A 26,240-nucleotide genomic window follows, 5' to 3' on the forward strand; every position below is an offset into this window, starting at 1 on the left:
TTGATACACCATTTAACCAATAAAAATAGAGGAAAAGCCGCATTTTCAGCTCTTCCTCCACTCTCTATTTATGCTATTGCGCCTTTAAAATGAGCTCATAGGCTTCATCATACTTGCCTACAATACTTGTTTTATGGTAATTTCCATTCGCCCAATCATCTACTTGATTATGATACCAGGCGGATTGCTTATGGCCGCTTTGACCAGGACCAACGATATGCTCCGCCTGTGATAAATCACTCAAATCAACTACAAATCGCCACGATGCCCCGTGATCCACCTCACCATTCGCTCTGTTCGCTGCTGCTTGCACTGTTGTCCGTGACCCGCCGATTGGTTGCGGCTGCGGATTTAAATACCAAGCAATGAGTTCATGTGCCGACGCGATGGAATGATTAAACGTCAACTGATGGTAATCACCCCATGCCCACTTCTCATAATTGCTACCATATAAATCGTTTAATTCTTCTAGTGTTCTTTCAAATGAACCAAAAACAAGTGCCTGTAGACCACCTGCTTGTTGCACCCAAACCCCTTCGTTGCCCGCATATGCATCACGCAAAAAATTATCCATGATTTGATATTTCCCTGGCATCATTTTATACACATCTGCCGGCATTGCATCCATAAATAGCGTCTCTTTTACTTCTTCCATCATAAAATTAAAAATAAGCGCTGCATTTGAATCAATGGCCTCATCATAATTCCAAGCTTCCAGTGAGGCAATAATGGCTGTATATTTCCCTTCTGTATCTGCAACCTTTAACGTCTCGATGAAATACGGTAAAAATTCTGCTGCATATAAATTAACGGTATCCATTTGGATATCCTTCATATCCTGTACACTTAATTGATCCTTCGATTCTAAGAGCTCCACAATTCGTTCATAACGATATGGCTGTGCCCAAAAATCTGTAATGTAATATGAATATTCTTCCCCAATAATTTCATTATTAGCTGTCGCAATATAGCCTTCTTCCGGATTCATCACGGTCGGTAGTTCATCATATGGTACGTAGCCTTCCCAACCATATTGCGAAGAATCACCTGGAACAGGTAGCTTGCCGTCTCCGATTTTGCGAATTGGGACGTTCCCATTTGCTCGATAGGCGATTGTGCCAGACGTATCAGCAAATACAAAGTTTTGGGCAGGCGCCATAAAATCACGGAGCGCTACATCAAAATCATCCCAGTTCTTCGCTTTATTAAAGCCTAATACGGCTTGCAACTCACGCGTCGGTTCAAGTGCCGTCCATTGCATCGAGAACACAGCACTTGCTGGTTCCTCCGCGAACACAAGGTCTGAAATAATCGGACCATGCTTTGTGACAATGACTTCAAAATCAACTGTTTCGCCGCCCTTTACTTGAATTGGTTCATCGCGTACTTCCGCCGCATAATACTTTCCGTCATATAAAAATTCATACGGATTATCAGGATTTGGCTTTTCGATATATAAATCCTGCACTTGCGGATTCACATTCGTTACTCCCCAAGCTACTTCTTCGTTATGTCCTAAAATAATACCCGGAACCCCTGCGAAAATAACCCCGCTCACATTTTGTACTGGTGACTTTAAGTGCATTTGATACCAAATGGAAGGTGTACCTAATCCTAAATGTGGGTCATCTGCTAGCAGTGGTGCTCCTGTTTCGGATTTTTCTGCTGATACAACCCAGTTATTACTGCCGTTAAATTCATTCGGTATCGCATTGATATGAAATGCTCCTGCTACTTGTACTTCACTTTCTACATTTGCCTCGATAATCGAACGTGCCTCCTCAGGGTAATCCACAATGAGTTCAGCTACTTGCTCTTCTGACAAATGATTTAATGCCCAATGGCGAAATGCAAGTAGACTCCAGTTTCCTCCAAGGTCATAAGCCATATACTTACCGATTGTCAGTGAATCTAATGGTGTCCATGGCTCTGGTTCATACCCTAGCAATTTAAATTCATACGAAACATGTTCTTCTTCCATAAAGGCATTCACGCCTTCCGCAAACCACTCTAAAACTTGCTTCGCTTCAGCATCATAACCACCCCATGATTTTTCTGCTGCATCACGAAGGCTAAACGTACGGAAAAATTTATCAGTTTCAACCGCTGCTTCCCCCACTACTTCTGCTAAACGACCGCTTGCTTGCCTACGTGCTAAATCCATTTGAAATAATCGGTCTTGTGCTTGCACATACCCTTGTGCACGGTAAAGATCGGCATCCGACTGTGCCTCAATATGCGGCACTCCGGCTTCATCACGTACAACAGTCACATCTTCATCTAATATGGACACAGTCAACTCACCATCGATAATGGGTTTCGAACTACCAATGTAAAAATTAAATGCAATCAGGGTAATAGCTACTAAACTAACAACAATACCGATCCCCCATAGCACAATACGTAAAAGCTTATTCTTCACATCTTCCCCCCTTATTCATGGTATTTCTACAAAAAAAGAAGAATACCTCTGTAAAACGGCATTCCCTTTTTCATTCGATTCATTGAGCAGTAAATAATAATTTCTCATAATAGGTCTATCTAACGCAAAGTCATTATGTATAATCCTGAAAATAATTAGCGTATTATTAAAATACAGAAATTATATAGGTTTGTTACTTTAGAAAAGAGGTTCGTCGTAATGATAAAAATTTCAATTTTAGCAACAAGCGATCTACACGGATACCTTTATCCAACCGACTACCGGCAACCTCCGGATACGACACTCGGTTTAGCTAAAATCGCGACATATATTGAGCAAATACGAACACAACAACCCACTTTACTCATTGATAATGGGGATTTAATTCAAGGGAGTCCACTTACGTATTACTATCATACAAAAAAACAAGGACTTGACCCGATGATTCTCGCAGCCAATACCTTAAATGTAGATGCGGCGGTATTTGGCAACCACGAGTTTAATTATGGCAAAGACTATTTACAACAAGTTATCGAGCAATCTCATTTCCCTTGGCTAGCATGCAATATTTTAACAAGGGATGGTACGTATTGGACAAAACCTTACATTTTGAAAGAACTAGCAGGGTTACGCATTGCTATTATTGGCGCTACAACGCATTTTGTGACATTGTGGGAAAACCCAGCTCATATTGAAGGGTTACAGTTCATCAATGCTTTTGAAGCAGTAAAGAACACTGTAGAAATGGTACGTCCACTTGCAGATATTGTTATTGTGAGCTATCATGGCGGCTTCGAGTGTGACTTACAGACAGGTGAGGTTTTAGAAAACACTACTGAAAACGAGGGCTATCGTATGTGTCAAGAAATCGATGGCATTGATGTATTGATTTCAGGTCATCAGCATCGAGAAATTGCTACATTTGTGCACGGTAAACCAGTTGTTCAACCTAGCTCAAAAGGAAGTTGTTTAGCGGAAGTGGAATTAACGATAGAAGGGCAAACTATTATTTCTGCAAAGCCACAGCTTCATTATGTAGATACACAAACAAAACCATATTATCCTTTACTCACACTTGCGCAATCATTGTATAATCAAACGGAGCAATGGCTCGATACAACCATCGGCACAATCGATGCCCCGATTCTTGTGGAAAACCCATTTGAAGCACGGTTACAAGGACACCCATTTATAGACTTTATTCACCACGTGCAACTAGAGGCTTCCGGTGCCCAACTTTCTACAACGGCATTATTTCATAATAAAGTCAGTGGTTTTAATACACACGTAACAATGCGGGACATTGTCAGTAGCTATATTTACCCGAATACACTAAAAGTACTACGTCTAACAGGGCAAGATATTTGGGATGCTCTGGAGCAATGTGCAACTTATTTTGAAATTAAAAACAATACACTCGTCGTTAGCCCTACATTTAAAGTGCCAAAAGACGAACCCTATAACTATGATTTGTGGGCGGGGATTGAATATGAATTCACCATTTCAAACCCGCGTGGTCAACGTGTGACCAAAGCTCTTTATAACGGAAAACCGATCGATATGCATGCTACATTCGACGTTGTCATGAATAACTACCGTGCTACGGGCGCTGGCAACTTCCCAATGTTCAAAAATAAACCGATTGTCAAAGATATTCAAATCGATATGACTGAACTCATTGCGAATTATTTTTATAAGTATCCCGTTGTAAAAGCAACATGGAATCATAATCTTAAGGTGGAAATATAAATAGTTAAACATACTAAAAGGAACAGTCCTAAAACAACGCATTGTTAGGACTGTTCCCTTTTTAAATAGACACACCTTCTAGTTCAAGCTCGATTGGACAGTGATCACTACCTAATATATGATCATGAATATGTGCTTTTTTCAGTTGCGGGACAAGGCGGTTCGACACAATAAAATAATCAATACGCCACCCGATATTCCGTTCACGCACTTTTGCCATATAGCTCCACCATGTATAAATGTCCGTGCGATCCGGATAAAAATGACGGAATGAATCGGTAAAGCCTGCTGCTAGTAAATCCGCCATTTTCCCACGCTCTTCAATCGTGACACCCGAATTCCCTTGGTTTGCCTTCGCATTTTTTAAATCAATGTCTTGGAATGCGACGTTTAAATCGCCACAATAAATCACAGGCTTCTTCGCATCCAGCTGTTTTAAATAGAGCGCTAGCTTATCTTCCCACTCTAGGCGAAACGGAAGACGGGCTAAATCACGCTGTGCATTCGGCGTATAGACGTTAACTACATAAAAGTCGCTATATTCAAGTGTAATAATACGCCCCTCTGCTTCTGTCTCCTCATCACCGACGCCATACGATACGCTTAGGGGCTCATATTTTGTAAAAATGGCTGTTCCCGAATAACCTTTTTTCTGTGCATAATTCCAATACTGATAATAGCCTGCTAACTGTAAATCTACTTGTCCGGCTTGACATTTTGTTTCTTGAATACAAAAAAAATCTGCATCCATTTGATGAAAATAATCTAAAAAACCTTTTGTGATACAAGCACGGATGCCATTTACATTCCATGATATAAATTTCATTACTTTTTCTCCTTTAGAAAGATAGTATCTTTTTTATACATCTATACGCTAAAAAAAGCCCGCCACATAAAGTAGCAGGGCTATTTAAACTAATCTTCTCCGACAATTTTCACTTCTAATTCTAAATCAACATTGAACTTTTCTTTAACGACACGTTGCACCATATGAATCGTTTCAATATAGTCCGTTGCCGTTGCATTATTTTTATTAATGATGAAGCCAGCATGTTTTGTGGATACTTCTGCTCCACCCACACCTTTACCTTGTAATTGGCTATCCTGAATGAGCTTCCCTGCAAAGTAACCTGGTGGGCGTTTAAATACACTTCCTGCCGATGGATATTCGAGGGGTTGCTTTGACTCACGTTGGAATGTTAAATCTGCAATTTTGGCATCAATTTCCTCCTGATCCCCTTTTGCTAAATGAAATTTTGCATTTAGCACATAATAGCCTTTTTTCGTAATAACACTTTTACGGTATGCTAATTCTAGTTCATCTTTAGATAATACGATTCGTTCGCCTGTTGGAGTTAATACTGTACAATCTACAATGACGTCTTTAATTTCTCCGCCATATGCACCAGCATTCATTGCCATGGCACCACCAATTGAACCTGGGATACCACAAGCAAATTCAAAGCCTGTTAACGCCTGTGCCGCAGCAAGCTTGGATACTTCTTTGATTAATGCACCTGATTGTGCAATCACCATTTCACCATCAATGTCGATACGGTCAAGTTTAGCAAAATGGATCACAATGCCCCTTACACCGCCATCACGTACAACCATGTTTGAACCGTTGCCTAACATCAGCAACGGAACATTATTTTCATATGCATATTTGACGATGTTCGCCGCTTCTTCTTCTGTCTCTGGCATAACAAACACATCTGCATTACCACCCAGTTTCGTCATTGTATATTGCTTTAGCGACTCGTTGCATTTAATATTTTGCGGATTTACCATTTGGGCTAAATCCGATACCCATTTTTCAATTGTCATGTAAGCCATTCCCTTTCCTTACGTCCATTTTTGTGCCCAATTTTCAATTTCGCGAATAGCGCCTTCTAAAAAACGCCCTTTCTCCGTTAAAGAATACTCCACTCGGATTGGCACTTCTGAATATACTTTACGTTCGACAATTTCCTCTTTTTCTAACTCTTTTAAACGTTCCGAAAGCAATCGCCCACTAATTGGTAAAGCAGCCTCAATCGCATTAAAACGTTGCGGTCCACCTAATAATTGATAAATAATTAACGCTGTCCAACGCTTTCCAATGAGTTCCATCGCCTTAGCGAGTCGTGGACATAATGCTGTTTCTTTCATTTAAGGTCACCTCTACCTCGTTTATTTTAACGATATTTTATATGAAAGTAAATTTTTCATTTACACGTATATATAGTAGTTTACCATTTTAAATTTACTTATCAAAAGTAATTACCTATAGATGTTAAATAGCATATACATATAGGTCCAACAATGCTATTTTATGTATAGTTATTGAGTAATTTTCACATTTAATTTATCATTTATTACAAAAACATGTAAGGGAGGTTTCTTTATGGCACATTTCACTGTTGATATGACACATTCAGAAATCGGTTTTTCTGTTCGTCATATGAAAATTTCAAAAGTAAAAGGTACATTCGGCTCATATACAGCTAAAATCGAAGCACCGACGATCGAGCAACTTCATGCAGGCAAAATCGAAATCGAAATTGATGTAGCAAGTATTTCTACACGAGACTTAGCACGTGATCAACATTTAATTTCAGCGGACTTTTTTGATGCCGACCGATTCCCCAAAATCTATTTTACAAAAACAAATCTTATTCCTAGCGATGAAGAATTATACACGCTAACAGGGGATTTGACGATTAAAAACGTTACCAAAAGCGTTACATTTGATGTTCTCTATAAAGGGAAACAACAGACAGAATGGAATACGGAAACGCATTCATTTACTTGTTCCACAGTCATTAACCGAAAAGATTTCGGTCTTACATACAATGCATTAATAGAAGCAAACGGTACGATTATTGATGAAAATATTCAAATTACGGTTTTAGTTACATTAAATAGCTAAAAGGGGCCGTCTGAAAAGACATTTTGAGACGGAACCTTTCGCGACGAGGATGGTGGCATTTTGATGTGACCACCGCAGGAGCACTATTTCTTAATGGATAATTATTAAGAAGTAAAGGGGTGTCCAGAAAGTTTTTACTTTCTAGACACCCCCGTTCTCACCTACAATGTAGAGATGATATTTAGCTTATTTATTAAATAACGCCTATTTTAAAAGGAATTTACCAAAGCCGTTTGTATCTTCGCCTAAGTATTCAATAGTGCTATCTTTTGGAATGTAGTCTTTTGCTACATTAGCAGTACGATAAATAACTTTCGTACCTTTTGGGAAGTCGACGAATGTCCAGTTATTGTCTGGTGTTACATTCACTGTCCCTTTTTCGATAATATAATCTACAATAGCTTGGCGATTTTCATAAGCATATATAGTTAAATTTGAGCTATCTTCTTTTACAAACTTGGCACCATAAGAACCACCTACACGATAGTTGTTTGCCACCACTAAAAATTCTTGGTCTAAATCTATTGGTTGACTATTAAATTGAACATTTTTAATACGGTTCGCTTTTTCATTTACTATGTTACCACGGCGATCGTATTTTGCTGGTGATGTTATATCGATTTCATATGTTACACCATCTAATACGTCAAAATTATAAGAGCGTGCTTCCGTATCGATTATATTTTGCTCTTCAGTTGAATTAGGATCAATTGTTGCAAATACACCTGCAGCCATTTCTAGCCACTCAATTACATCTGCACCAGTTACTTTTACAGTTGCAACAGTATTATCAAAATGATAAATATCTGCCATATTTTTAATCGCTAACGGACCTGCTGGAATGTTCGTATAATCTGCAGCGTTGTCACGAGAACCAGCTTTGAATGGTGCACCTGCAGAAAGAATCGGCAAACTCGCCTCTTCTGTATTTGCTACTTGCTCTTTTACGAAGGCCGTTTGTGCAGCTGTAATGATTTCAATTGATGCAGCATCTTGTACTAATGCAAAATAACTGTTAATGTTTGTCGCTGTTTCTCCTACAGGTTGACGGATATAGTCAATGGTACCTTCATGATCAGCTTTAACGGCTTCTAATAATTCTTTATCAGCTTCTACACCTTCAATTGAACGAATTTCACCTGTCCCACCTAATACTTCCCATTCGCCGTCTACTTGTTCAAGATTTAAATCAATAACACCTAAGTATGCACCATAAGCACCTGGCATCACTGTTGGTACACCATTGATTGTACCATTTTCTTGATTCGCATTTTTTAAATCTTTGTAATCACCAGGGAATGTCGCATGAGAGTGACCTGTTACAACCGCATCTACCCCTTCAAGCTCTGTGATTTGATAACCTACGTTCTCATATCCTTTCACGTACGTATCGCTACCAATACCCGAATGAGAAAGAACAACGATGACATCAGCACCTGCCGCTTCCATTTGTGGAATGGTTTCTTTTAATGCATCGATAGGCTCATCTACTGTTACTTTACCTGTTAAATGAATTGTGTCCCATCCTAAAATTTGTTGTGGCACGATACCCGTTACCCCAACGTTTACTGTATGTGTCTCTCCATCTTCATCTACCACTTCTTGCTCTAAAATAATGTATGGTTCGAAGTAGTGGCTACCTGTTTGTGCATCACGTACGTTTGCATTTACCCACGCAAAATCTGCATCGTCCATCACTTCATCTAAATAATCCAGTCCGTAGTTAAATTCATGATTACCAAGTGTAGCTACGTCAAAGCTTAATGCATTTAATGCTGCCACTGCTGGATGTACTTCTCCCTCTTTTACTGGTTCCTTTAACGCCTTATATGAACCAAGTGGTGTACCTTGAATTAAATCCCCATTATCGACTAATACAGAATTTAAATTTTCTTGTTGTGCTTCTTTAATTAAAGTAGCTGTATTGGCTAAACCAATTGTATTATCCTCAGCATCTGAATAATAATTATAGTTTGCTAAATTCGTATGAATATCAGAAGTACCTAAAATACGTAATGTTACTTTATCTTCATCTTGATTCTGTCCTTCTGATGTATTTTGTTCATTGTACTTTTCTACAACGCGCTCAATAATTTGTTGCATTTGATTAGGTGTCACAATTTTTGCAGAGTCAATTGTACCGTCTGCCAGCCCCTGTAAAAGGTTTGCCGCTGCTGCATTTGCGATTGCCTGTTTATGCATAGCATAAATACTTCCAGCGTCTTCAAATTGGTTTAATGTAGATAACGGTGCATCTTTCATTTGTAACCCCCGAGCCGCAATTACAAATGCATGTAAACGTGTTAATTGTTGATCAGGTGCAAAAGTTGTTTTATTAATGCCCGTTACTAATTTCAATTCTATTGCTTTCTCAACATAAGGAGCTAACTCTGGTGAAACATCTTTAAACGTAACAGAAGAACCATCTCCTAACTCTACATCTAAGCTTTTAATTAACTCAACAACATACTCACCACGAGTGACTGTTTGTTGTTGGTTTGTTTCTGCCTCTACATTATTCCCTTGACCTAACCCCATCGCTAAAAGCGCTGCTGCTACTGTTCCGGTGAAAATAGATTTACGCATGAAATACCTCCTAAAATTTTCTATACATGAATATTTTAATGTATTTTTATAGCAATATATATATTTTTTTCGTTAATTATTGTATAACTATAGAATATTGCATGAACTTTTAAATACGAGATTTGAATTATATTCAAAAGAACATTTTCTTGTAATAAAACAACCAATAATTTAATTACGCCCTTAACTAAATTAAATGAAGTAGTTATTGACGCTGAAAAAATATACACAAGAATTGATTTGACAAAGTGATTCCACTAACCTCCTCTTTAGTTGAATAACAATAAAGCCTGTATCTTAGATTAGATAATCTAAGATACAGGCTTTATATTCTATCAACTTTTTAATTACGCTGTTACTGTTACTAATTTTTGTGCTGCTGCTTTTACGTTTTCTAAACCAGCTGCGATGATGTTTTCTGCTTCTGCTGGGTTGGCATTGTGACCTTCGATAATTACCTCGTCCACTTTTTGCATACCGAATACTCCACCAATTGCGTTGTTAATGTAATTTACCGCCATTTCCATCGGTGCAGTTTCTGGTGTTGAATAAACGCCACCACGTGCTGCTAATACAATGTATTTTTTGTCTGTCATTAAGCTTACTAAGTTACCATTTTCATCATATTTAAATGAATAGCCTGCACCGTAAGTATAATCAATGAATGATTGTAATGCGGCTGGAATTGTTAAGTTCCATAATGGGAATGCAAATACAACTACATCTGCAGCTGATAATACTTCGCGTGATTTGTTCAATGCTGCTAAAGACGCGTTTTGGATGTCGCTTAATGCTTCACCAGTTTGTGCTTTACCGAAAGCATTGAATAACTCTTGTCCGAAGTACGGTAAGTTTTCTTCAAACACATCAAATGTTGAAAGGTTAATCCCTTCTACTTTTGCTGCTTCTGCAACAAATGTTTCATACATTTTTGTTGATACGCCATCTGGGCGGTTGTTCGCTTTCACTACTAATACGTTTGTCATTTATTTGAATCTCCTTATCATTCAGGGTTTTTTTATCTCGAATTCGAGATACTCTTTTATAATAATAGAGCAACTTACTTTTTTCAAGTTAGTTACTCTACTACTTTAGACTGAATTTATATGTCACATTGTCCATCTGAACAAGCAGGACCGTTTTCACCTACGATTTGAATGGATTTTTTTAAGCCTGCTTCTGATGCTGCTTGTTCAATTGTTTGTTCAAATAACGGTTGTGGCTGCGCACCTGAAATCCCGTATTTATTGTTTACAACAAAAAACGGCACGCCACGCACACCGATTTGCTGTGCTTCATGAATATCTTGTTCAACCGCTTCTTCATATTGATTACTTGTTAACACTTGCTCTACTGCGTCCATCTCAAGACCTACTTCTTTCGCTAACTGCTTTAGCACATCATGGCGTCCAATTGCCTCACCCTCTAAAAAGTAAGCTTTCATAAGACGCTCATTATATACCTCTTCTTTACCTTGTTCGATAGCTAATTTCGCTAAACGATGTGCAGCTGTCGTATTCGCTGTTTTCATCTCAGCGAAATTATAATCTAGTCCTACTTCTTTTGCACGAGCAGCTACATTTGCTGTCATATTTTCGGCTTCTTTTTCAGACAAATTGTATTTACGAGCTAGCGCTGTATAAATAGACTCTTCTGCATCAATCGGTGTTGTTGGATCTAAAAGAAAGCTTTTATATTCCACTTCAACTTGACCCTCGTATCCTGATTGCTTAATCGCCTTTTCCAGCTGCCTTTTGCCAATATAACAAAATGGGCATACATAGTCTGACCACACTTCAATTTTCATGCTAGCGTCCCCCTTCATTATCCATTGTAACGAGGATATGTAAGCTCTTACAATCGATAAGTCTCATGAATATTGTCACCCTATCTTTCCAATACTGGGTTTAAAAACGAGAGAAGGCGAGAACAATCGAAAAGTCCGTTTGGTTACATGAGCAAACATTGATGACAACAACTCCTTTAGAAGAGGATAGCCAATGCACAGTCTGTATTGTGGGAGGGGGCTTAACGGGAATATATAGCGCCTATTTATTGGCAAAGGCAGGTGTGGATGTTTTATTAATTGAAGCACAGGAAAATATCGGCTTAGGGACAACCGCATACTCTACAGGAAAACTAACCATTCAGCATAGTAACAAATATGCTGGATTCGAATTAGAAGAAGCAAAGTTATATTATCAGGCCAATCAACAAGCCATTGCCTCTTTTAAGGAACAATTTCCAGGCTCCTTATTTCAATCGGCTACTTCATTCGTTTATACAACGACAGAAGATGGCAAAAAACAATTACAGCAGGAGTATAATCGTTATGAACAGTTAGGAATCGAAGCCTTTGCTACAACTGAAATAGAGTTACCGATTTCGGTCGCATTAGCACTTGGTATTAAAAATGAAACGCAAATTCACCCTGTCGAAGTCCTCACTTTTTTAGCAAAGGAAGCGCAGCAAGCAGGGGCTCGGATTTATACGTCTTCAAGGGCTACAACGATTACGGAACAATTTATCGAACTTGAAAATGGTGTGCGTATTCTATTTGAGCAACTCCTGATTTGTTCGCATTATCCTATTACGTCTTTACAACGCCTGTATAGTTCAAAGCTAGCGATTAATCGCTCGTACTTGACCGCTATACCGGTACACGAGTTGCTAGAAGGGCAATATATTAGCATCGATAAACCTGTTCGTACCATCCGTACTGCCTCTATCCACAACACACTATATTTACTTTACGGTGGCAGCAACCACCTCGCCGGTACGAAAACAGAAACAGCTATTTACTATGATACGTTTGAAAAAGAGCTACAAACGACGTTTCATTTGACCGGACTACCGACATTTTATTGGAGCGCACAAGACGTACAAACTCCTGATAAAATCCCGTATGTCGGGCCTCTGGAATCAGACTCTCCCATTTATATTGCGACAGGTTATGATAAATGGGGCTTATCTAATTCGCTTGTTGCAGGAGAACTATTGACCAGCTATATCAAGAAGGAAGATCATATAGCAAAAGCTTTATATGCCCCGACTCGCCATATGACATTGCAAGCATGGCAACAGATCTTTAAAACAGCTGGATTTATCGGGGTAGAGCTTTTGAATGGTCATCTGGCTCGAATGGATGCGCCAAAATGTACGCATTTAGGTTGTCGAACACGTTGGAATGAAGGAGATAATACATGGGATTGCCCTTGTCACGGCTCACGCTTCGACGAGCATGGCAATGTCATCGAAGGGCCAGCTGTTTACCCGTTAAAACTCAAAAAGAAACATTTAGATTAGAAGGACACAAACGGGGGTGCGCTGAAAGTATAAACTTTCAGCACACCCCCTTCACTCCTTAATAAGGATCCATTAAGGAATATTGCTCCTGCGATGGTCGCAAGGTGCCGTCGCAAAATGGCTTTTCAGACGACCCCTTCAAATTATTTCAGGTTCTCTGTTAATACCGGAACGATTTGTTTTTTACGAGATACAACACCTGGTAGAGCAATGCGACCGTTTACGATTTCAGCACCAAATGCTTTGGCAGCAGCTTCTGCTACTTGTCCAACCGCTACCGCCGTTGAATCATTGTTTAAAATATCTGTTACAACAAAGAAGAATAAATCTAAGCCATTATCTGCTACGTTTTTATTTAGTAAGTTTACTAACTCTTCTTGGCGGCCTAACACATCTTCAATATCGACTGCATTTACTTGCGCTACAACTGATTTGTATTCGCCAAACTCGAAGCCTTTTGCATCTAACGATAATAAGTTTTCTAAAGATTTATCTGACAGGTCCGCACCTGCTTTTAACATGGCTAGACCATACTCAGCAGCATCTACGCCTGCAATTTCAGCTAATTCTTTACCCGCTTGTACATCTTGTTCTGTACACGTTGGCGATTTGAATAAAAGTGTATCTGAAACGATAGCAGAAAGCATCAGTCCTGCAATATTCGCTGGAATTTCCACACCGTTTTCTTTAAAGATTTTATTTAAAATTGTTGCTGTACAACCAACTGGCTCTGCACGGAAGTAAAGTGGATCCGCTGTTTGGAAATTAGCAATACGGTGGTGATCGATTACTTCTGTAATTTGAACTTCCTCAATGCCATCCGCAGATTGTTGGAATTCGTTATGGTCAACTAAAATTACTTTTGCTGCCTCTTCTTTTACATTGCCAATTAAGCGCGGCGCTTCAAAACCGAATTTTTCTAACGCGAATTTTGTCTCATTATTTACTTCACCTAGACGTACCGCCTCTGCATCTACACCTAATTGTTGTTTTAAATATGCATATACAATGGCTGATGTAATTGTATCTGTATCTGGATTTTTGTGTCCAAACACTACTACTTTGCTCATTTCATTTCCTCCTAAATTATTCAACTTACTTATATTTACCGAATACATTTTATCACATCTCAATGTGTGATTAAAAATAGAACTTTCTATTTCGCGGCACTTCGCCTTAATTTCGACAAAAAACAACAATCTCTTCTTTTTATTTTTTATTATCCTATAGTATTTTATTATGATAAAATGTTAGAATACGAAGGTGCTTACTTAAATTTATTAAAAATATATTATTTATGACAAAATTATATAATTTTCACCTTAGAGAAACGAGGATTATTATGACGAAGAAAATGGATAAAAAATACATTCCATTAGCTGAGTTCTTCCAAAATTCTACTCAACCTGAAATGACCCTTACATATGAAGCAATTGAAAACATTATGGGTCAAGGCCTACCAAATGCGGCATACTTAAATTTGAGTTGGTGGAAGAAAACGAAGCCGCCGCTAACACATTATTTAGCTTGGCTAAACGCGGAATATAATGTAGTTGACGTGAAATTAGGACGTTCCGTCACTTTCTCACGCCTCCAGAAAAATAATAATGGAGACACAGGAGATGGAACAAATAATCAAACATATATTATTCGTACAATCGAAACAGATGATGCTCGCGCATTCATCAATCTGCAAGAAACGATTTTTAGTGAATGCGATTTCGAGTATTTTAATGCGAATGAACAAAATTTAACCGTTCAAAAATTACGTAAAGCAATGATGGAATGGCGCAAAGTAAAAACGAGCACGATTTTACTTTGTATCGTAAATGGCGAATTTGCAGGCTACACACTGATTAACGGGAACATCTCGGCACGTACAAAACATGTGGCTTCGCTACGCATTGGTGTTGCACAAGCATTCCAACGTACTGGTATTGGCTCAGCCTTGCTAACACAAGCAGAGAGATGGGCAAAAGAGCATGAAATTCAACGTTTAGAAGTACAAATTCTGGCACATAACGAACATGCACGTTCATTATTCGAAAAACACGGTTATGTTTGTGAAGGTACACGTAAAAATGCCTTTAAACTACAGAACGAAACATTCGACGAACTATACTATAGCAAAATTTTCATGAATTAATAGTTATGCTAGAATAGGTTTCTTTTATTGTAAAACAAACTTTCACTCTTAGATTACATGTCAATTACAAATTTAAAAACTCGGTATTTTCATTGATGAAAATACCGAGTTTTTTATACCCACTCTATTAGCGAATTCGGAATATTGTGTGTACTTTGAGTGCGTGCTGATGTATAGTATTCTTTATATTGCATAATCATACACTCTACAATGGAATGAAGCAATGAAAACACAGCAATATCACATGACATAACGTTATGTTCCGATGTACCCGTTGTAAGCAATAAATCTGCTTGCTTTTGCAGTGGACACGGTACATTATCTGTAATCGCTACAAGCTTCACTTTTTTACGTTTTGCTAACTCGACTACAGCCATCACATCATCCTGTTGCTCATTTACGCCGACAACAAACAGTACAGAGTGTTCATTCATTTGTGTTAAATCGATAGCAATTTTTTCTGTATTATAACTCATTAACTGTACATTATTACGATAAGATGCAAGGTTATTATACAACCAAAGTGCAGCAGGTGCTGAACTTCTAACACCTAGTATAAAAATACGGTTTGCGTTATGTAGAAGATCAATTGTTTCATTAAAATTTTGTTCATGCATTCTTTGCATTGTATTGACGATACTGTCTATGTCTCTTGACATCACTTCATTACAAGGAATATTCTGTTTTTTGATGGCACGTGCTTTCGTTGTAACAGGTGCAGCTCCATCTTTTTCAATTAAGTACTCTTTCACTTTTTGTTGAAGCTCACTAAATCCAGATAGATCCATCGCATAGCAGAAACGAATAACAGTTGATTCACTAACACCCGCTTGTCGCCCTACTTCAGAAGCTACTTGTGTCGCAATAATGTTAGGATTGTCAATGACAAATTGTGCTACTTTCCGTTGACCCTTTGATAGTCTTATGTACTTCTTCTTAATACTATCGCAAATACTCATACTTCAATTCCTTCCTTCTTAAATAGTTAAATGGTCTCAGTGATGTTAATTCGACACACGCTATGTTCCATATAATAAAAAATACATTAACATGAATATTAATTGAATACAATGACTTTTCTGAAAAAACTTTAACGCTTTAACAAACAAAACTGATTTGGATACAAAATTGACAAAAATTCTGTTAGTATTTTTAAAACCTAAAAGAATTAATATTTTTTTGAGTAATCCAATTAAGTTAATAAACTTTACAACTGACAATCAAAAAAGGAGAAGTCGCCTACCTCACAAGCGTCCTCCCCCTACTTTGAATTAACGCAGCTCTGTTTGCTTTGTTTCTTTCCCTAACAATATAACTGCTGCTACGCCGATTAAAATCGCCACACAAAAAACAGCAAAAATAACACCATAATCATATCCTCTAGCTAACATAACACCGACCAGTGATGGGCCGAAAATTCCTCCAATACGTCCGACTGATGCCGCCATCCCTGCACCTGTCCCGCGAATAATAGCTGGATATTGCTCAGGTGTGTACGCATACAAAGCACCCCATGCGCCTAAGTTAAAGAATGATAATAACATCCCGGAAGCGAGTAGTACCCCAACCGTTTCAGCATTACCAAAAACAAATGCGCTTGCCGCAGTCCCTATTAAATAAGTAACAAGGACAAATTTTCGACCAAACTTTTCGATAAACCATGCCGCTGTAAAATAACCCGGTAATTGAGCAAGTGTCATGATTAACACATATTTAAAGCTCGATATTAAATCGAATCCTTTATCGACCATGACCGTCGGCAGCCATAGAAACATGCCATAGTAAGAAAATACAACTGCAAACCATAGCACCCACATCATGAAGGTCGATTTAGCATATTCTTTTGCCCATACATCACGGATATTTTGGAAGACAGAACGTTTTTTGGCCTCTGCACTCACTGTAAATTGTGGTGAATCTGGTAATTTCATTCGTATATAAATCGCATAAAAGGCAGGTATAGCTGTAATTAATAATGCTACTCGCCAGCCTTCAATCGGCCAAAAATCAGCCGGTATAACAAAGTACGAAATAATGGCGGCAATTAACCAACCAGCTGCCCAAAAACTTTCGAGTAGCACGACTACTCGGCCGCGCTCTTCTGCCTTGACACTTTCTGATACGAGTGTGGAAGCAACCGGTAACTCTCCACCAAGCCCCATACCAATTAAAAAGCGTAATAGCAAAAAGACTGTTAACGTTGTCGCAAATGCGGATAATCCACTCGCAACGGAAAATAATACGAGCGTCCACATAAAAATTTGTTTACGCCCTACTTTATCTGCTAGCACGCCGAATAGCAATGCGCCGACCGCCATACCAATGGAGTTCACACTACCGATCCAGCCCTTTTCAACAGGGGTTAATCCCCAATCGACAGTTAGCGCCGCAATAACGAACGATAAAATGCCAACGTCCATTGCATCAAACATCCAACCAACACCCGCAACACCGAGTAATTTATTGCGGGAAATAGGTTGTGCATGTGTAGCCGTATTGTCATTTCTTATTATTTTTTCCACTCTTCTCTCACCTGTCTTTACACTTGACGTTACATAGTTACTATACATTTGTTTCAATAAAGTGACAATGAAAACTTGAAATATCGAATTGTTTAGACTATTTATAGTTTTCCTATTGAAATGGAATTTATGTAGGAGTAAAATGTCTTTTATATAAAAACAATTGTTCATCCAGTGAGCACAAAAGGAGCTTAACTTGTTATGTGGAAAGGTTTAATCGAAGAATATAAAGAGTTTTTACCCGTTAATGAAAATACACCCGCTTTAACATTAAATGAAGGAAATACACCGCTTGTACACTTAGTGAATTTATCAAAAGAGCTTGGTATCGAACTTTACGGAAAAATTGAAGGCGCAAACCCAACTGGCTCATTCAAAGACCGTGGTATGGTATTTGCTGTCGCAAAAGCAGTAGAAGACGGTTCGAAATGCGTTATTTGTGCTTCTACAGGTAACACTTCAGCAGCTGCTGCAGCCTATGCAACGCGTGCTGGCATCCAATCCATCGTTGTGATTCCGAAAGGGAAAGTAGCGCTTGGGAAATTAGCACAAGCTTGTATGTACGGCGCGAAAATTATTGAGATTGATGGTAACTTTGATGATGCCTTAAATATCGTACGTCAAGTATCCGAAACAACACCTGTCTCTTTAGTAAACTCTGTAAACCCATATCGTATTGAAGGACAAAAAACAGCATCATTTGAAATCGTGGATTCTTTAGGTAAAGCACCTGACTTCTTATGTATCCCTGTTGGTAACGCTGGTAACATCACGGCTTACTGGAAAGGCTTTAAAGAGTACAATGAAGCAAAAGGTACTGGTCTACCAAAAATGTTCGGCTTCGAAGCAGAAGGCGCTGCTGCCATCGTAAAAGGAGAGCCAATCGCTAACCCAGAAACAGTCGCAACAGCGATCCGTATCGGTAACCCTGCTAGCTGGAAACTGGCTGAAGCAGCTCGTGATGAGTCTGGTGGTATTATTGACATGGTAACAGACGAAGAGATTTTAGAAGCGTACAAATTAATTGCTGGTAAAGAAGGCATTTTCGTTGAACCAGGTTCAGCAGCATCTCTTGCAGGTGTGATTAAATCCGTAAAAGCAGGCAAAATCCCTGCTGGTAGCCAAGTGGTGACAGTATTCACTGGTAACGGCTTAAAAGACCCTGACACAGCGATGAGCGTTTCCGCAGTGGATCTTGTATCACTGAAAAACGATGAACAAGAAATCCGTACGTATATCGAGGGCATCCTGTAATGCAGTGGCAAATCACAGTTCCTGGGAGTACTGCAAATTTAGGGCCTGGCTTTGATTCGATCGGGTTAGGTTTATCACTTTACTTAAATTTAACAGTGTCTCTAGCGGACGAGTGGGCATTTATTCATACAGGTGACAATGTCCCAACTGATACAACAGCTGAAAACCATTTAATTTATAAAATTGCATATGAAGTAGCAGAAAAGTTCGGTAAAGAGCTACCTCCATGTCGTGTTGAAATGACAAGTGAGTTGCCGCTTGCACGCGGTCTCGGTAGTAGTGCTGCTGCGATTGTTGGTGCAATTGAATTAGCGAATATCGTATGTGATTTAAATTTATCAACTCAAGATAAATTAAATATCTCTTCTCAAATTGAGGGACACCCAGACAATGCGACAGCTTCGGTACTAGGCGGCTTAACCGTATCTGCAATGGATGAAAGTGGTATTGTAGATACAATCCATGTGCGTGAAGTAGATGCAGCATTTGTTGTGTATATTCCGAATGTAGAGTTAAAAACAGCGGAAGCACGCGGTGTCTTGCCCGAACAATTTGATCGTAGTTACGCCGTACGTGCAAGTGCGAATGCCAATATGTTAGCTGCGGCACTCATCGCCGGCGATTACGAACGTATGGGGCATTATATGGAAAAGGATTTATTCCATGAGCCATTCCGTGCTCAGCTCATTCCTGCTTTCCATGAAATCCATGCAGCCGCTAAAACAAGTGGCGCATACGGAACTGCGTTAAGCGGAGCTGGCCCAACACTTATTTCGTTAGTACCAACTACTATTGCAGAGCATTTTGTCGCTGATATGGCGAAGAAATTCCCTGAACATAAAGTCATCTTAACAAAAGCCGATCAAAACGGTATTGTTGTTCAATCATTAATGTAATTAAATCGCCTTCCTAGGAAGGCGATTTTTTTATTTCCGCGTTAGCTTTCTTTACGTCAAAAGTATGAATTTTTCGATTATTATAGCTAAATCATGCATTTTAGAGCTATTCTTGTTGTATACTTAGAATTACCACACAGGAAAGGGGAAATGGAACATGAAGATTGGTTTAATTGCTGCTAACGGTAGAGCAGGTAGCCATATTCTACGTGAAGCACGAATGAGAGAACATGATGTAACCGCCATTGTCATAAATAAAGCCAATTTAAGAATGCGTAACGTTAAAACAATGGAAAAAGATCTTTTCCATTTAACAAAGGAAGATATCGAGCCGTTTGACGTGCTGATTAACGCATTTGCCCCATCTACTGGTGAAGCTCACTTGCATGTAAAGGCAGGTAAACACCTCATTTCACTCTTAGAAGGGACAAATAAAAAGCTATTTGTCGTCGGTAGCTCAGGTTGCTTATATATTGATCAAGATCATACAATTCGTTTAATGGAACACCAAGACTTTCCGGAACACTTACGTGAATCCGCGCATTACCAACTTCAAAATTTACATGACTTGCAAAACTCCGCCATTCAATGGACATTTTTAAGCCCATCTGTCATCTTTGATTCAGAAGGACCACGCACAGGTCATTATATTATTGGTCGTGAACGCCTCGTCGTAAATTCTCAGTTTAATAGTTATCTTAGCTATGCGGACTTTGCCGTTGCGGTCATTGATGAGCTTGAAAATAAAAATTATGTCAATACCGTATTTACCGTAGCTTCTGAAAATGTAACGTCTGCATCATAATATCGAAAAGACATCTTGATACGCCTCCTTTGCGATGAGGATGCTGACATGTTGATGCAACCACTGCAGGAACAATAGTTCTTAATAGATACTGTTCAAAAAGTGAAAGGGTGTCTGGAAAGTTTTCACTTTCTGGACACCCTTTTTTCACGCAAGCAACACTAAACTAACTGCCATAACAGCCATCCCTGCTACTAAACCATAAATGGATAAATGTGTTTCATCATATTTTTTGGCTGCCGGAAGTAATTCATCCAATGAAATGAATACCATAATCCCTGCCACTCCTGCAAAAATAACGCCAAACATGACATCCGTTAAAAACGGCATTAAAATTAAGTACGCAACAATTGCCCCTAATGGTTCAGCTAACCCCGACAATAAAGACAACTTAAATGCCTTCATCCGAATGCCTGTTGCATAAAAAATAGGTACAGCTACAGCAATCCCCTCTGGTACATTATGAATAGCTACGGCAATCGCGATCGCAATCCCCAGGTTAGGATCTTGTAATGCCGACATAAACGTGGCAATACCTTCAGGGAAATTATGAATCGCAATCGCTAGCGCTGTGAATGTCCCCATTTTCATTAATTTATCTGCATCTGCAATCTTTGTTTCGGCCTTATTAATATCCTCAACCATTCTCACTTCATGCGGGTTTGTTTTATTCGGAATAAACTTATCAATTAATGCAATCACTACCATCCCACCAAAGAACCCCACAAGTGTCATCCAATACCCTTGCTTCTCCCCTAGCGCGACTACTAGCGAATCTTTTGCTTTTACAAAAATTTCAATAAGCGAAACATAAATCATTACACCCGCAGAAAATCCTAGTGCGATGGATAAAAATTTCGTATTTGTACGCGTCGTAAAAAACGCGATTAAACTACCAACACCTGTTGCAAGCCCTGCAAACAAGGTTAGTCCCATTGCTAACAGTACATTTTCATCCATTCTATATTTCCCTTTCTATCTGCTAACTTTATTAATTGTATTATATACACAATGTTTCCTTAACGCAATTTTCTTTAGACAAGCAATATATTATGTTATTAACCAACTTTTATTAACTATAAAGGGAAAGGGTGTCCGGAAAGTTTTCACTTTTCTGGACACCCCCTCTATGTCTACTATTTCTTTTCTACATAACTCTCAATTAGTTGTTTCACATCAATGCCTGATGATGCCTTTAAGCTTTCTTGTAGACTTGCCATTAAGTCGGTTGTGTAAGATGTAACTTTATTGGCTCCGCCACCTGAGCCACTACCTGTATCGACAACTGTGATTTTATCAATATTGGATAATGGTGTAGCCACTTGCTTCGCATATTCTGGCAACATCCCAATAATCATATCTAAAATGGCTGCCTGCCCGTATTGCTCGAAAGCTTCTGCAATTTTTTGCTTCGCTTCAGCCTCGGCTAAACCGCGTAAGCGAATAATTTCAGCTTCTGTCGTCCCTTGTGCTTTTTCAGCCTCTGCTTTGGCAATCCCGTCTAAACGAATGCGCTCTGCCTCCGCTTGTGCTTGTGCCTCAATACGGTATTTTTCTGCTTCTGCTTGCGCCATTTGCTTCATTTTATCTGCTGCCGCTTGTTGCTCAATCGCATAACGCTCCGCATCTGCCTTTTTCTTGACCTCTGAATCATATTGACGCTCGCGACGTAAAATTTCACGCTCTTCTAGTTCAATTTGTTTTTGACGTTCAATAATTTTAATTTGCATTTCCTGCTCTTTTACTTCTTGCTTTGCCCGTGCCTGCTCTAAATCATACGCTTGGTCAGCACGTGCTTTGGCAATGTCCTGCTCACGACGGAATTCCGCTACCTTTAATTGATTTTCCTTTTCGGCCTCTGCGATTTCCGTTGCACGTTCTAACTCCGCCCTTTGCGCTTCTTGATCTGCTTGGGCGCGACGAATACGTGTTTCTTTCTCTGCCTCAGCCGTTGCAATATCTGCATCACGCTTTACTTGGGCAATGCGCGGCTTCCCAAGTGATTCCAAGTAACCGTTTTTATCTCGTACATCTTTAATCGTAAATGATACAATAACAAGCCCCATCTTCGCTAAATCTTGAGAGGCGACACGCTGCACTTCCTGTGAAAATTTATCACGGTTTTTATAAATTTCCTCCACAGTCATCGAACCTAAAATTGAACGTAAATGCCCTTCTAACACTTCACGCGCCTCTGCTTCACGTTCGTGCTTATCCTTCCCTAAAAACTGCTCCGCTGCTGTTGCGATTTCCGAAATGGAGCTACCGATTTTAATAATCGCTGTACCGTCTGCCATAACAGGTACCCCTTGTTCTGTATATACTTCCGGTGTTGTTACCTCTAATTTACTAGAAAGCAAGGATAACGGCTCTGATTGTTGAAATACTGGAAATACGAAGGCACCGCCACCACGAATGATTTTAATTTTATTGCCAGCCTCATCAGTATGCACATTTTTACTTCCTAAATAGCTTCCTGTGACAATCAATGCTTCATCTGGACCTGCTGTTTTATACTTCGCTACGTAAACCGCTGCGATCGCCACGAGTAAAAACACAACAACCGCAATTGCAATAATAACTCCTAACATTAAAACGCCCCCTTAAATTTTTGGAAAAACATTTTCATATGCCTGCACATAGACAGTACCATCTACCACCTCAATAACTAACACTTCTTGGTCGTACGGGATTTCCTCGTGATTATAGCTAGCCGCACGCTTATTGATAACACCACTAACCGTTGTAATAACGATTTCACCAAAACCATCTACCGGAATGGGTGTAATCACTCTCCCGGTCTGACCAGCAAGTGATTCGTCTGTGTAAGACAGGGATGTTTCTGCTGAACGTAGTGGTACGAGGAAAAAATAATAGAGAAGAGCTGTACTAATGAGTGAAATAAACAACGCTAGTAAAAGAACGAATAAATGAGACAAACTTGTAAACTTCTCGCACAAATAACCTCCCGCTGCTGTAATGGTGATAAAAGCTAACATAACAGCTGGATCAAAAAACGGAATCCCTTCTGCTAATCCATCCGCTACATCAGCAAAAAACAAATAAAGGATTGTGGCTAATCCAATGACAATTAAAATCGTTAAATAAACAGTAGCGAGCGAAAAACCAAAGAGCATTCAACCACCCCCAAATTATGTAATTAATTACTATACGTTTAACAATAATTTTAGTTTCAAGAAATTTCTGAATTATAGTGGTAAAAGTGCCTGCTAATTCCTTACATGTGCTAGAGACCCCCAACAAGCGTGCTTGCCACACATCAGATGGGGACTTTTCCTAAACATAAATGCCCTTTTCCAACCATCGTTATCCACCATGTAAAATTTTAGAATTCCCTAAACAAAAATAGACACTCATACAGAGTGCCTACGCTAATTTCCCTTTATTCGATTCATACCACCAAACAATCCATATAAACCATGCATACGCTAGCCCCCAACCAGCAAACACGTCTGTCGCAAAATGGTTCCCTGTTGCAACGCGGGACAAACCTGTACCTACCGCACAAATAATAGCAATCCCCCAAACGATTCGTTGCTGTCCTGTATTACGCATCTTCCGTGTAACGAAATACGCAATAATTAATAGCATTAACAAGCTCAGCATCGTATGGCCAGATGGGAAGCTATAGGATGCGAGCTGATCTGGAAGCGCTGGTCGTGGACGTTCCACTACACGTTTCATTACTTGATTGAGTAAATAGCCTCCCCCTATCCCTAATAGTACGAATACCATACCACGGATATCTTGACGAAAAGCTCGCCAAATAATAAGAAGCGCTGCTATACTTACGACAATGATCGTATCTCCAAAATAATGAAAGACTTCTAATATTGCATTCCCATACAAAAGGGATGCCATTTGCGCATCGAACCCTTGAAAGCGCTCATACGTAAACATTAAAGTAATAAATAAAAGAAAACCTATCATTGCTAAATATACATTCCACTTTTTCACCATATCATCACCTATTATGTAGTATTCTTAAGTTACTTCATATATAACAAAAAACGCCCTGTAAAGAAAGGACGTTTTCTTTAAAAATGTATTATTTGTATTAAATAATTGCTTATTTTATTCCACAACAATGTAGTTAGCATGTTCCATATTAATCATATATTCTGGCTTTTCAGGCTTACCTTCTTTTAGCTTTGCTTTATGACCGGCGATATGCTCCGGACTCTTCTCCCATGCCTTCCATGCTTCTTCTGACTCCCAGCGAATGATCATCACCACTTCTTCCTCACCGCGGCGTACCTTTTTCACAAGTAACTCACGACCTAAAAAGCCTTCGCGTTGCTCAACGAGTGATGGCCCTTGCCCTAGCTTCTTTTTGAAGCGCTCGACTACCTTATCACTATTACCTTCTGTTACCGTCCATCGACGCATTTGTACAAACATATGTAATCGCTCCTTTGTTAAAAAGGGATGTCACGAAAGTTTTTACTTTCTAGACACCCCCTTTAGTCATTATTTTAGTTCATCAATAATCTCTTGTACTTTTGCTAACTCTGTGTTTAAACCACCGTTAGCTACGTACCAGTTAACACCATCTAAGTAAACGATTTTGCCGTTTTGTGCAGCAGCTGTTTTGTTTACTAACTCATTGTTAAAGAATTCTGCAGTAGCTACTGTACCTTCTTCAGCAGAAACTTGTGTACGATCCACTACAAAAACTACATCTGGGTTTACTTTTACTAAGTACTCTAAGTCAACTTGTTGACCGTGTGTTGAGTTTTCTAGAGCTGTATCAGCCGATTCAAAACCTAATACGCTGTGTACAAAGCCGTAACGTGAACCTGCATCAGGACCGTAAGCAGATAATGTACCACTGTAAAGTGTTACTAACGCTTTACCTGCGTCAGCAGAGATTGTTTTTACTTCTTCGATAGCTGCTTCAATATCAGCTACTTTTGCATCCACTTCTTCTTGAGCGCCGAATAAATCAGCAGCGATTTTTGTAGAAGCTAAGAATGTATTCCAATAGTCTTCGCTAGAAGTACCTACGAACACGACCGGTGCGATTTCTTCTAATTGATCTTTAAAGCTTGCTTGACGACCAGAAATGAAGATTACATCTGGTTGTAATGAATAAATCGTTTCAAAATCCGGCTCTTTTAATGAACCAACTTTTGTATATGAATCATTGTTATACTTCTCTAATTCACCCGCATATTTTGATGTCGGAACACCGTCAGCTTCCACACCTAAAGCTGTTAATGTATCTAAGAAACCAAGGTCAAAAACGACGATTTTTTCTGGTGCTTTTTCAAAAGTTACAGGTTCATAACCTTCGATTGTCGACTCGATTGTTACAGGGTATGCACTTTCTTCTGCATCTGTTTGCTCTTCAGTTTGTGCGTCTGAGCCTGTATTTGTCTCTTCTTGTGCTTCCTCTTCAGAAGATCCACAAGCTGCTAATACGAATACTAACATTGCTAAAATCACGCTAAGTAATTTCCAGTTTTTCATTCTGCTTTACTCTCCTTGTATACCTTTTTATATTTTCAATGATAATCATTATCACTAGAACAATTCTCATTATAGACTCACTGATAATCATTGTCAATAACAATTGTAAATCTTTTTCTTTTTTAAATTTACAATCGTTCATTTCGTTGA

Annotated in this window: 23 protein-coding genes; 7 read left to right on the plus strand and 16 right to left on the minus strand. The window is 39.1% G+C overall.

Translation table 11 applies throughout. The features are described from left to right. Positions 1-73 precede the first annotated feature (73 nt). On the minus strand, positions 74-2,422 hold the full coding sequence (locus ACQQ2I_RS18670; RefSeq protein ID WP_431028244.1) for a penicillin acylase family protein: 2,349 nt from the start codon (positions 2,420-2,422) through the stop codon (positions 74-76). A 219-nt stretch (positions 2,423-2,641) separates the two neighbouring features. Here ACQQ2I_RS18670 and ACQQ2I_RS18675 point away from each other — a divergent pair, with 219 nt between their 5' ends. Further along, a complete protein-coding gene (locus ACQQ2I_RS18675) occupies positions 2,642-4,171 on the plus strand; it encodes a bifunctional metallophosphatase/5'-nucleotidase (RefSeq protein ID WP_431028245.1) in 1,530 nt (509 codons plus the stop codon). 61 nt (positions 4,172-4,232) lie between these two features. Here ACQQ2I_RS18675 and ACQQ2I_RS18680 read toward each other — a convergent pair whose 3' ends face one another. From ACQQ2I_RS18680 to ACQQ2I_RS18690, 3 genes are all read right to left on the minus strand, one after another. After that, positions 4,233-4,997 carry an exodeoxyribonuclease III gene (locus ACQQ2I_RS18680; RefSeq protein ID WP_431028246.1) on the minus strand — a complete coding sequence of 255 codons (765 nt, stop codon included), beginning with the start codon at positions 4,995-4,997 and terminating at the stop codon, positions 4,233-4,235. Positions 4,998-5,086: 89 nt separating this feature from the next. Further along, a complete protein-coding gene (gene murB / locus ACQQ2I_RS18685) occupies positions 5,087-5,998 on the minus strand; it encodes a UDP-N-acetylmuramate dehydrogenase (RefSeq protein WP_431028247.1) in 912 nt (303 codons plus the stop codon). A gap of 18 nt (positions 5,999-6,016) precedes the next feature. Then, positions 6,017-6,322 carry a winged helix-turn-helix transcriptional regulator gene (locus ACQQ2I_RS18690; protein ID WP_391374116.1) on the minus strand — a complete coding sequence of 102 codons (306 nt, stop codon included), beginning with the start codon at positions 6,320-6,322 and terminating at the stop codon, positions 6,017-6,019. A gap of 235 nt (positions 6,323-6,557) precedes the next feature. Here ACQQ2I_RS18690 and ACQQ2I_RS18695 point away from each other — a divergent pair, with 235 nt between their 5' ends. After that, a complete protein-coding gene (locus tag ACQQ2I_RS18695; RefSeq protein WP_431028248.1) occupies positions 6,558-7,082 on the plus strand; it encodes a YceI family protein in 525 nt (174 codons plus the stop codon). Positions 7,083-7,286: 204 nt separating this feature from the next. Here ACQQ2I_RS18695 and ACQQ2I_RS18700 read toward each other — a convergent pair whose 3' ends face one another. The 3 genes from ACQQ2I_RS18700 to ACQQ2I_RS18710 form a co-directional block, all read right to left on the minus strand. Then, positions 7,287-9,668: a bifunctional 2',3'-cyclic-nucleotide 2'-phosphodiesterase/3'-nucleotidase gene (locus ACQQ2I_RS18700; protein WP_431028249.1), complete on the minus strand. Its 2,382-nt coding sequence runs from the start codon at positions 9,666-9,668 to the stop codon at positions 7,287-7,289. Between the two features lie 347 nt (positions 9,669-10,015). Further along, positions 10,016-10,654: an FMN-dependent NADH-azoreductase gene (locus ACQQ2I_RS18705; RefSeq protein WP_431028250.1), complete on the minus strand. Its 639-nt coding sequence runs from the start codon at positions 10,652-10,654 to the stop codon at positions 10,016-10,018. Between the two features lie 116 nt (positions 10,655-10,770). After that, positions 10,771-11,475, minus strand: a complete 705-nt coding sequence (locus ACQQ2I_RS18710) for a DsbA family oxidoreductase (RefSeq protein WP_431028251.1) — start codon at positions 11,473-11,475, stop codon at positions 10,771-10,773. Positions 11,476-11,636: 161 nt separating this feature from the next. Between ACQQ2I_RS18710 and ACQQ2I_RS18715 the strand changes: the two genes are divergently transcribed. After that, complete coding sequence (locus tag ACQQ2I_RS18715) at positions 11,637-12,974, plus strand: FAD-dependent oxidoreductase (protein ID WP_431028252.1); 1,338 nt, start codon at positions 11,637-11,639, stop codon at positions 12,972-12,974. A 143-nt stretch (positions 12,975-13,117) separates the two neighbouring features. Here the strand turns inward: ACQQ2I_RS18715 and ACQQ2I_RS18720 are convergent, their stop codons facing one another. Continuing rightward, on the minus strand, positions 13,118-14,044 hold the full coding sequence (locus ACQQ2I_RS18720; RefSeq protein ID WP_431028253.1) for a manganese-dependent inorganic pyrophosphatase: 927 nt from the start codon (positions 14,042-14,044) through the stop codon (positions 13,118-13,120). Between the two features lie 272 nt (positions 14,045-14,316). Here ACQQ2I_RS18720 and ACQQ2I_RS18725 point away from each other — a divergent pair, with 272 nt between their 5' ends. Further along, positions 14,317-15,120, plus strand: a complete 804-nt coding sequence (locus ACQQ2I_RS18725; RefSeq protein ID WP_431028254.1) for a GNAT family N-acetyltransferase — start codon at positions 14,317-14,319, stop codon at positions 15,118-15,120. Positions 15,121-15,233: 113 nt separating this feature from the next. Here ACQQ2I_RS18725 and ACQQ2I_RS18730 read toward each other — a convergent pair whose 3' ends face one another. Beyond that, on the minus strand, positions 15,234-16,079 hold the full coding sequence (locus tag ACQQ2I_RS18730) for a MurR/RpiR family transcriptional regulator (protein WP_431028255.1): 846 nt from the start codon (positions 16,077-16,079) through the stop codon (positions 15,234-15,236). Positions 16,080-16,391: 312 nt separating this feature from the next. Further along, complete coding sequence (locus ACQQ2I_RS18735; RefSeq protein ID WP_431028256.1) at positions 16,392-17,642, minus strand: MFS transporter; 1,251 nt, start codon at positions 17,640-17,642, stop codon at positions 16,392-16,394. Positions 17,643-17,843: 201 nt separating this feature from the next. Between ACQQ2I_RS18735 and thrC the strand changes: the two genes are divergently transcribed. The 3 genes from thrC (at position 17,844) to ACQQ2I_RS18750 (ending at position 20,597) form a co-directional block, all read left to right on the plus strand. Beyond that, the gene (thrC, locus tag ACQQ2I_RS18740) at positions 17,844-18,896 is read left to right on the plus strand and encodes a threonine synthase (RefSeq protein WP_431028257.1); all 1,053 of its coding nucleotides are present in this window, start codon (positions 17,844-17,846) and stop codon (positions 18,894-18,896) included. After that, entirely contained in the window at positions 18,896-19,792 is an 897-nt protein-coding gene (gene thrB, locus ACQQ2I_RS18745) for a homoserine kinase (protein WP_431028258.1), read from the plus strand. The genes thrC and thrB overlap by 1 nt, the downstream gene beginning before the upstream one ends. Positions 19,793-19,949: 157 nt before the next feature. Next, entirely contained in the window at positions 19,950-20,597 is a 648-nt protein-coding gene (locus tag ACQQ2I_RS18750; protein WP_431028259.1) for an NAD(P)-dependent oxidoreductase, read from the plus strand. Between the two features lie 147 nt (positions 20,598-20,744). On the opposite strand, the gene zupT is transcribed toward ACQQ2I_RS18750, so the two are convergent. The 6 genes from zupT to ACQQ2I_RS18780 all read right to left on the minus strand — a co-directional run bounded on the left by zupT (position 20,745) and on the right by ACQQ2I_RS18780 (position 26,090). After that, positions 20,745-21,557 carry a zinc transporter ZupT gene (gene zupT / locus ACQQ2I_RS18755; RefSeq protein WP_431028260.1) on the minus strand — a complete coding sequence of 271 codons (813 nt, stop codon included), beginning with the start codon at positions 21,555-21,557 and terminating at the stop codon, positions 20,745-20,747. Positions 21,558-21,733: 176 nt separating this feature from the next. Then, entirely contained in the window at positions 21,734-23,188 is a 1,455-nt protein-coding gene (locus ACQQ2I_RS18760; RefSeq protein WP_431028261.1) for an SPFH domain-containing protein, read from the minus strand. A gap of 12 nt (positions 23,189-23,200) precedes the next feature. Then, positions 23,201-23,734, minus strand: coding sequence for an NfeD family protein (locus ACQQ2I_RS18765; RefSeq protein WP_431028262.1), 534 nt, complete (start codon positions 23,732-23,734; stop codon positions 23,201-23,203). Between the two features lie 250 nt (positions 23,735-23,984). Continuing rightward, entirely contained in the window at positions 23,985-24,578 is a 594-nt protein-coding gene (locus tag ACQQ2I_RS18770; protein ID WP_431028263.1) for a phosphatase PAP2 family protein, read from the minus strand. Between the two features lie 114 nt (positions 24,579-24,692). Next, positions 24,693-25,019 (minus strand): antibiotic biosynthesis monooxygenase family protein, encoded by a 327-nt coding sequence (locus ACQQ2I_RS18775; RefSeq protein WP_431028264.1) that lies wholly within the window; start codon positions 25,017-25,019, stop codon positions 24,693-24,695. A 69-nt stretch (positions 25,020-25,088) separates the two neighbouring features. Further along, a complete protein-coding gene (locus tag ACQQ2I_RS18780) occupies positions 25,089-26,090 on the minus strand; it encodes a siderophore ABC transporter substrate-binding protein (RefSeq protein ID WP_431028265.1) in 1,002 nt (333 codons plus the stop codon). Positions 26,091-26,240: the final 150 nt, after the last annotated feature.

Origin of the sequence: Lysinibacillus sp. LZ02 (assembly GCF_050613145.1) — a bacterium.
Classification (GTDB): domain Bacteria; phylum Bacillota; class Bacilli; order Bacillales_A; family Planococcaceae; genus Lysinibacillus_B.